The organism is Ciceribacter sp. T2.26MG-112.2 (assembly GCF_900492205.1).
GTDB classification, from domain to species: domain Bacteria; phylum Pseudomonadota; class Alphaproteobacteria; order Rhizobiales; family Rhizobiaceae; genus Allorhizobium; species Allorhizobium naphthalenivorans_A.
In genome coordinates this window covers 1-6,115 of sequence record NZ_UEYQ01000051.1, presented here as the reverse complement: position 1 = coordinate 6,115, position 6,115 = coordinate 1, and the positions used below count along the sequence as shown (strand labels likewise).

General features: G+C 64.3%; 7 protein-coding genes. 6 read left to right on the top strand and 1 reads right to left on the bottom strand.

Features of this window, described 5'->3' with window-relative positions:
• Positions 1 to 155 precede the first annotated feature (155 nt).
• The 3 genes from DYZ14_RS23790 (at position 156) to DYZ14_RS23780 (ending at position 3,555) form a co-directional block, all read left to right on the top strand.
• A complete protein-coding gene (locus tag DYZ14_RS23790; protein ID WP_154722903.1) occupies positions 156 to 1,712 on the top strand; it encodes an MDR family MFS transporter in 1,557 nt (518 codons plus the stop codon).
• Between the two features lie 103 nt (positions 1,713 to 1,815).
• The gene (locus tag DYZ14_RS23785) at positions 1,816 to 2,643 is read left to right on the top strand and encodes a L,D-transpeptidase (protein ID WP_154722902.1); all 828 of its coding nucleotides are present in this window, start codon (positions 1,816 to 1,818) and stop codon (positions 2,641 to 2,643) included.
• Positions 2,644 to 2,829: 186 nt separating this feature from the next.
• A complete protein-coding gene (locus tag DYZ14_RS23780; protein WP_154722901.1) occupies positions 2,830 to 3,555 on the top strand; it encodes a L,D-transpeptidase family protein in 726 nt (241 codons plus the stop codon).
• 215 nt (positions 3,556 to 3,770) lie between these two features.
• Here the strand turns inward: DYZ14_RS23780 and DYZ14_RS23775 are convergent, their stop codons facing one another.
• The gene (locus DYZ14_RS23775) at positions 3,771 to 4,220 is read right to left on the bottom strand and encodes a MarR family winged helix-turn-helix transcriptional regulator (protein WP_115671103.1); all 450 of its coding nucleotides are present in this window, start codon (positions 4,218 to 4,220) and stop codon (positions 3,771 to 3,773) included.
• A 145-nt stretch (positions 4,221 to 4,365) separates the two neighbouring features.
• Between DYZ14_RS23775 and DYZ14_RS23770 the strand changes: the two genes are divergently transcribed.
• The 3 genes from DYZ14_RS23770 to DYZ14_RS23760 form a co-directional block, all read left to right on the top strand.
• Positions 4,366 to 4,788: an organic hydroperoxide resistance protein gene (locus DYZ14_RS23770; RefSeq protein ID WP_154722900.1), complete on the top strand. Its 423-nt coding sequence runs from the start codon at positions 4,366 to 4,368 to the stop codon at positions 4,786 to 4,788.
• A 391-nt stretch (positions 4,789 to 5,179) separates the two neighbouring features.
• A complete protein-coding gene (locus tag DYZ14_RS23765; RefSeq protein ID WP_154722899.1) occupies positions 5,180 to 5,566 on the top strand; it encodes an MbcA/ParS/Xre antitoxin family protein in 387 nt (128 codons plus the stop codon).
• The coding region (locus tag DYZ14_RS23760) for an RES family NAD+ phosphorylase (protein ID WP_154722898.1) at positions 5,526 to 6,115 on the top strand (590 nt) is incomplete at its 3' end. The genes DYZ14_RS23765 and DYZ14_RS23760, both read left to right, overlap by 41 nt.

Below are 6,115 nucleotides of genomic sequence, written 5' to 3'. Positions count from 1 at the left end.
GAGGGTGGGCTCGTATCGTTTGACATGACTCTGGATAGCAGATGTTCGCCTGCCTTCCAACAAATTTCATGCAGCCATCATGTAAGTGCGATTGACAAATACATGCTAAACGCACATAAATTGACGAGCTTCAAACCTGGACCCTCGCCATGGACATGAAATCGTCTTCGCAGACGGCCGCGCCAGCCGTTCCCGCGCCGCCGCCAACGCCGGCACCGGCACCCTTCGTCTCCCTCGTCGCCGACCCCCGCCGGCGTGTCGTCGTCTTCGTCCTCTTGCTGACGGCGCTGTTCATGGCGACGCTCGACAACCAGATCGTTTCCACCGCGCTGCCGACCATCGTCGGCGAATTCGGCCAACTCGAACGCTTCGGCTGGACCGGGTCGGCCTATCTTTTGACCTCCAGCGCCGTCATGCCGCTCTATGGCAAGCTCGGCGATTTGTTCGGCCGCAAATACGTGATCATGGCGGCGGTCGCCATTTTCACGCTCGGCTCGCTGGTCTGCGGCCTGGCCACCTCCATGGACACGCTGATCGCCGCCCGCGTGCTGCAGGCGCTCGGCGGTGGTGGCATCATGGTGTCGATCTTCTCCATCAATGCCGACCTGTTCGAGGCCCGTGAACGGGCCCGCTACCAGAGCTATTCCAGCCTCGCGCTGATGGCATCCGGCGCCGTCGGCCCGGTGCTGGGCGGCAGCTTGAGCGACCTGTTCGGCTGGCGCTCGATCTTCCTCGTCAACCTGCCGATCGGCATCCTGGTGCTGGCCGGCCTTGCCTTTCTGTTGCCCTACCGCAAGCCGCATCGCCGCCCGAAGATCGACTATGCTGGTGTGATCCTGCTCGCCGGTGCGGTCGCCAGCGTCGTGCTATGGGCCGACAGCGCGCAGATCTTTGGCTCGCTCATCGCCACGCAAAGCCTCGCCGTGATCGCCTTCGGCCTTGTCTGCGCCCTCGGCTGGATTGCCGTCGAGCGGCGCGTCGCCGAACCCGTCGTGCCGCTCTCGCTGTTTTCCAACCGCACCATCAATCTCATGCTGATCGTCTCGCTGGTCTCCGGCGCGATCGGCATCGGCTCGGTCAATTATGTCGCGCTGTTCCTGCAAACGACGACGGGGCTTAGCCCGACCCATGCCGGCCTGCTGTTCATCGCCATGACCGGCGGCATAGCCGCCGGCTCCCTGTGGGCCGGCCGGCGGATTTCGAAGAGCGGTCTCTACAAGCCCTTTTCGGTCGCCTCCACGGCCCTCGGTGTCGTCAGTCTGGCCTTCTTCAGCCAGATGCACGCCGGCACCTCGGTCGTCCTCATCGCCGCCGTCATGCTGCTGCACGGCATCAGCATCGGCATCGGCCAGCAGGTGCCGGTGCTCGGCGTGCAAAACGCGGCCGCGCGCGACGACGTCGGCGCCGCGACCGGCACGGTGACGCTCGCCCGCATGTCCGGCGCTGCGATCGCCATCTCGATCTATGGCGCGATCATCGGCTCCGGCCTGTCGCATCTGACCAACCAGATCCCGGGTGTCGCCGACTTCCAGCAACTGACCCCGCAAATGCTGGCCGCCCTGCCGGAGGCGAGCCGGGCCGCGGTCGCCGAGGCCTATGCGGGCGCCTTCTTCCCGCTCTTCCTCACGGCCTCGGGCATCGTCGCCATCGGCCTTGTCTCCGCGCTGATGCTGAAGAACGTCCGCCTGCCGGTCGCGGGCAAGGGGAGGTAGGTCAGAGGCGCCAAGAGCGGGCCGGCGCGAATGCTTCACGACAGCTTCGCGCCAGCCGCGTTTGCCAGAGTGCGGCCAATATCTCGGCATGAAGCGGTGAACGATGTTGTCCAAGCGATTTTCTCAGCAGTCCCTTTCGACCGTCGCGCGGGCGCGCCGCCTGGTCGGCCTCGCCTCCGGTACGGCCTTGCTCTCGGTCCTGTCGGGCTGCCTGTTCGTCACCGACACCAGCCGCATGAACATCGATGTATTCCAGGACGAGGTGGCGCCGGTCTATTATGATCCGGCCCGTGTCCAGCCCGCCGATCCGCAGCCGGTGCCGCAACGGCGTGAGCTCTACACCACGCAGTTCCACCAGACCTACGGCCTGCCGGTCAGCAATCCGCTGCACCGCGTCATGTACGGCGTGATCCGTGACGACGGCCACACCCTGCCGGCCATCCCGCTCGACCGGGTCGACCGTTCGCAACTGCGCCAGGAAATCACCTATTCGACCAACGAGGCGCCCGGCACGATCGTCGTCGATACCAAGGCGCGCTATCTCTATCTCGTCCAGCCCGGCGGCAAGGCGATCCGCTACGGCGTCGGCATCGGCCGTGACGGTTTTGCCTGGTCGGGCCGCGGCACGATCCAGATGAAGCAGAAATGGCCGCGCTGGACGCCGTCCGACGAGATGGTGGCGCGCCAGCCGGACCTGCGCAGTGTCTCGGCCTCCGAGGGTGGCCTGGAGGCGGGGCTCAACAACCCGCTCGGCGCCCGTGCGCTCTATATCTACCAGGACGGCAAGGACACTCTCTATCGCGTCCATGGTACGCCCGACTGGCAGTCTGTCGGCAAGGCGACCTCGTCCGGCTGCGTGCGCATGTTCAACCAGGACGTCATTGACCTTTATGACCGCGTCGGTCCCAAGGCGCAGATCGTGGTGATCTGACGTCGACTGTTGACGGCTTGCCACGCACTGTCGCAAAAACGACAGCCTCGCAAAGAGTTGACTCGGCTTGGCGGTTGCATCCCACCCGCTTTCCTGTTGCATTGCGCAAAAATCGGGAACAAAGCTGATCCTCGGGATTTTAGCTGCGTCCTCTTGCCGTGTCGTTCAAAGGAAGCTTCCTCGTCCATGCCTTCATCGGATCAATTCTCGCGCCGCACCTTCCTCTCCCTCTCGGCTGTCGGCGCAGCCAGCCTGCTCGCCGGTTGTGCCTCGTCCAGGCCCGTCGGTGGCCCGATCGCCACCACGATCACCTATCGCGACGGCCAGAGCCGGCTCGATCGCCCGATGGCCGTGGGTTCGGCCGAGCTCGACGCCATGTATGGGGAGATCTATGACGGCGGCTACGTCATTCCGGCGGTGCCCTATCAGAAGATCAATCCGCGCTTCTATCGCCAGCGGGTCGTCGACCCGACCGGCCAGCCGCCCGGCACGATCGTCGTCGACACGCCCTCGCGCTTCCTCTATCTCGTCGAATCAGGCGGCACCGCCATGCGCTACGGCGTCGGCATCGGTCGCGAGGGCTTTGCCTGGCAGGGTACCGGCGTCATCCAGTGGCGGCAGAAATGGCCGAAATGGACCCCGCCGGAGGAGATGATCGCCCGCAAGCCGGAACTGGCCAAATATTCGGCCGACAATGGCGGCATGCCGCCGGGCCTCGACAATCCGCTCGGCGCGCGCGCCCTCTATATCTTCCAGAACGGCGAGGATACGCTCTATCGCCTGCACGGTTCGCCGGAATGGAATTCGATCGGCAAGGCGGTTTCGTCGGGTTGCGTGCGCCTGCTCAACCAGGACGTCATCGATCTCTACGAGCGCGTGCCCAACAAGGCCAAGGTGCTCGTCTGGCAGTAAGGCGGACGCCGTCCGAACGGCGCCGGTCTGAATGTCCTTCCTTCTCCCCATCGTGGGGGGAGGGGAGCCGTGCCCCTTTCGCCAGGCTCAACGTAAGGCGGCCAGGCCACGATGCCGTTTCACCCAGCGCCAGCCCCCATCATACCGCACATGCGCTATTTTCTCCCGGCTGCGAATGAGGGTAACGGTAACGGACAATCCGGTACGGACCGCTCCTACTCGAGTTCGACCAGCCGCTTCTTCAAGCGCTGGAGACTGTCGCGCAGCGTGCCGAGTTCACCCATGGTGCAACCGGTCTGTTCGCCGATCGCCCGCATGATCTTGGCCGCATGACATTTCATCGCCCGGCCGGGTTCGGTCAGGGTGACGAAGACCTGCCGCTCGTCGGCCGTGTCGCGCCGGCGCTCGACATAGCCGGTCTGTTCCAGCCGCTTCAACAGCGGCGACAAGGTGCCCGAATCGAGCCCGAGCTTTTCGCCGATCGCCTTGACCTGCTGGCCGTCCTCTTCCCACAGCGCCATCATCACCAGATATTGCGGATAGGTGAGGCCGAGCGGCTCCAGAAGCGGCTTGTAGGCGCGATTGAACGCATGTGCCGCGCCATAGAGCGCAAAACACAGCTGGCGGTCGAGCGTCACTTCCTTTTCCAGGTCCGCATCACTCATGTTCGACGTCGAAGCTCCCTCTTGAAATCCCCGTGCGAACTGTCGCCAATTCTGATCTTCGGGGCAATGCGCAAAAAATAAATTGCGCACAATCTAATTGTGTCATATATAGCGTTCATCCCAACGCGAAACAAGGAGCATTCCCATGGCCATCCTCTACACCGCCCAGGCATCCGCAACCGGTGGCCGTTCCGGCCGCGCCGTTTCCGACAATGGCGTTCTCGACGTCACCCTGACCGTTCCAAAGGAACTCGGCGGCGACGGCGCCACCGGCACCAATCCCGAGCAGATGTTTGCCGCCGGCTATTCCGCCTGCTTCCTCGGCGCGCTGAAATTCGTCGCGGGCAAGGAGAAGGTGAAGATCCCGGACGACGCCAAGATCACGACCCGTGTCGGCATCGGCCCGCGCGACGATGGCACCGGCTTCGGCATCGAAGTGGCGATCTCCGCCGAACTTCCCGGCATCGAGCGCGAACTCGCCGAAAAGCTGGTCGCCGCCGCCCACATCGTCTGCCCCTACAGCCACGCCATGCGCACCTCGACCGAGGTTCCGGTCAGCGTCGCCTGAGGGGAAGGCAGTAGGCAGTAGGCCTGCCGCCCGGCTTCATCGCCTTCCCTGCATTTCCAAATAGATCCACCGCCAGAAGGCCGGCCTCACGCCGGCCTTCTGACTGCCGGAAAAAGTTATCTCTCCATCAGATTTGAACCGCGGCAGGCCATTTCTTGGCTTGGCGAGCGGTGTCCGTTCCTCTTCTCCCCAGCGGGGAGAAGGTGGCGCGCAGCGCCGGATGAGGGGGAGCGAAGCTCATGAGGGCTTGGGGCACTTGCCCCCTCATCGTCTCGTTCACCCTCGGCACTTCTGCCCGCTGGGCACAAGGGGCAATTCATGGATGCTCGCATTTCCACCTTTGCCCCCAGAAAAAAATGCACTATATTCTTTCCAAAGAAAGGATCGTGCCATGCTCCATCAACCGCTCGAATACGCAAAGCCTCCCGTCTCGGAAGGTGCGACCGTCACCAAGGCGGTGATTGCCGCCGCCGATCGGCTGGGACTGTCGGCGCGCCAATTGTCGGCCGTGATCGGCGTGTCCGAGGCCAGCATATCGCGCATGAAGCGGCTGGATTTCCGTCTCGAACGCGGCACCAAGCCGTTCGAGCTGTCGCTGCTGTTCATCCGCCTGTTCCGCTCGCTGGATGCCATCACCGGCGGCGACGAGGCGGTGGCGCGCGCCTGGCTGAAGGCCGAAAACACCGTGCTCGGCGGCTCGCCCCTCCTCAAGATCGCAACCGTTTCCGGTCTCGTCGATGTCCTGGCCTATCTGGACGCCCGCCGCGCTCTCGTCTGAGGCCCGCACCGCAGATGGGGCCTTCTGGCGGCTGGTCGAGGCGCAGCATCAGGTTTCGACGATGAAGCTCGTCGACAGCGTCGAGGAGCAGACCCTGCTCGAAAGCCTGCTGGAAGAGACCAAGCCGGCCTTTCCGCCCGAATGTGCCGGTCTCGACTATCTGCTGGCGACCCCGTTCCGCTATGGCGGTGTCTATCCGCACGGTTCGCGCTTTCGTCGGGCCGGCCGCACGCTCGGCGTCTATTACGCGGCTGAGAGCGTCGATACAGCGCTCGCCGAGATGGCCTTCTACCGCCTGCTGTTCTACGCCGAATCGCCCGCAACGCCGCTGCCGGCCAATGCCAGCGACTACACCGCCTTTTCCGCCCGTATCGCCACCGACCGCGCCATCGATCTGACGCTGCCGCCTTTGGTGAGAGACGAGGCGGCCTGGACCGATCCCGCCGACTATACCGCCTGCCAGGCGCTCGCCGACATGGCGCGGGCCGGCGGGATGGAAGCCATCCTCTACCGCTCGGTCCGCGATCCGAAGGGGGCTAAGAACATCGC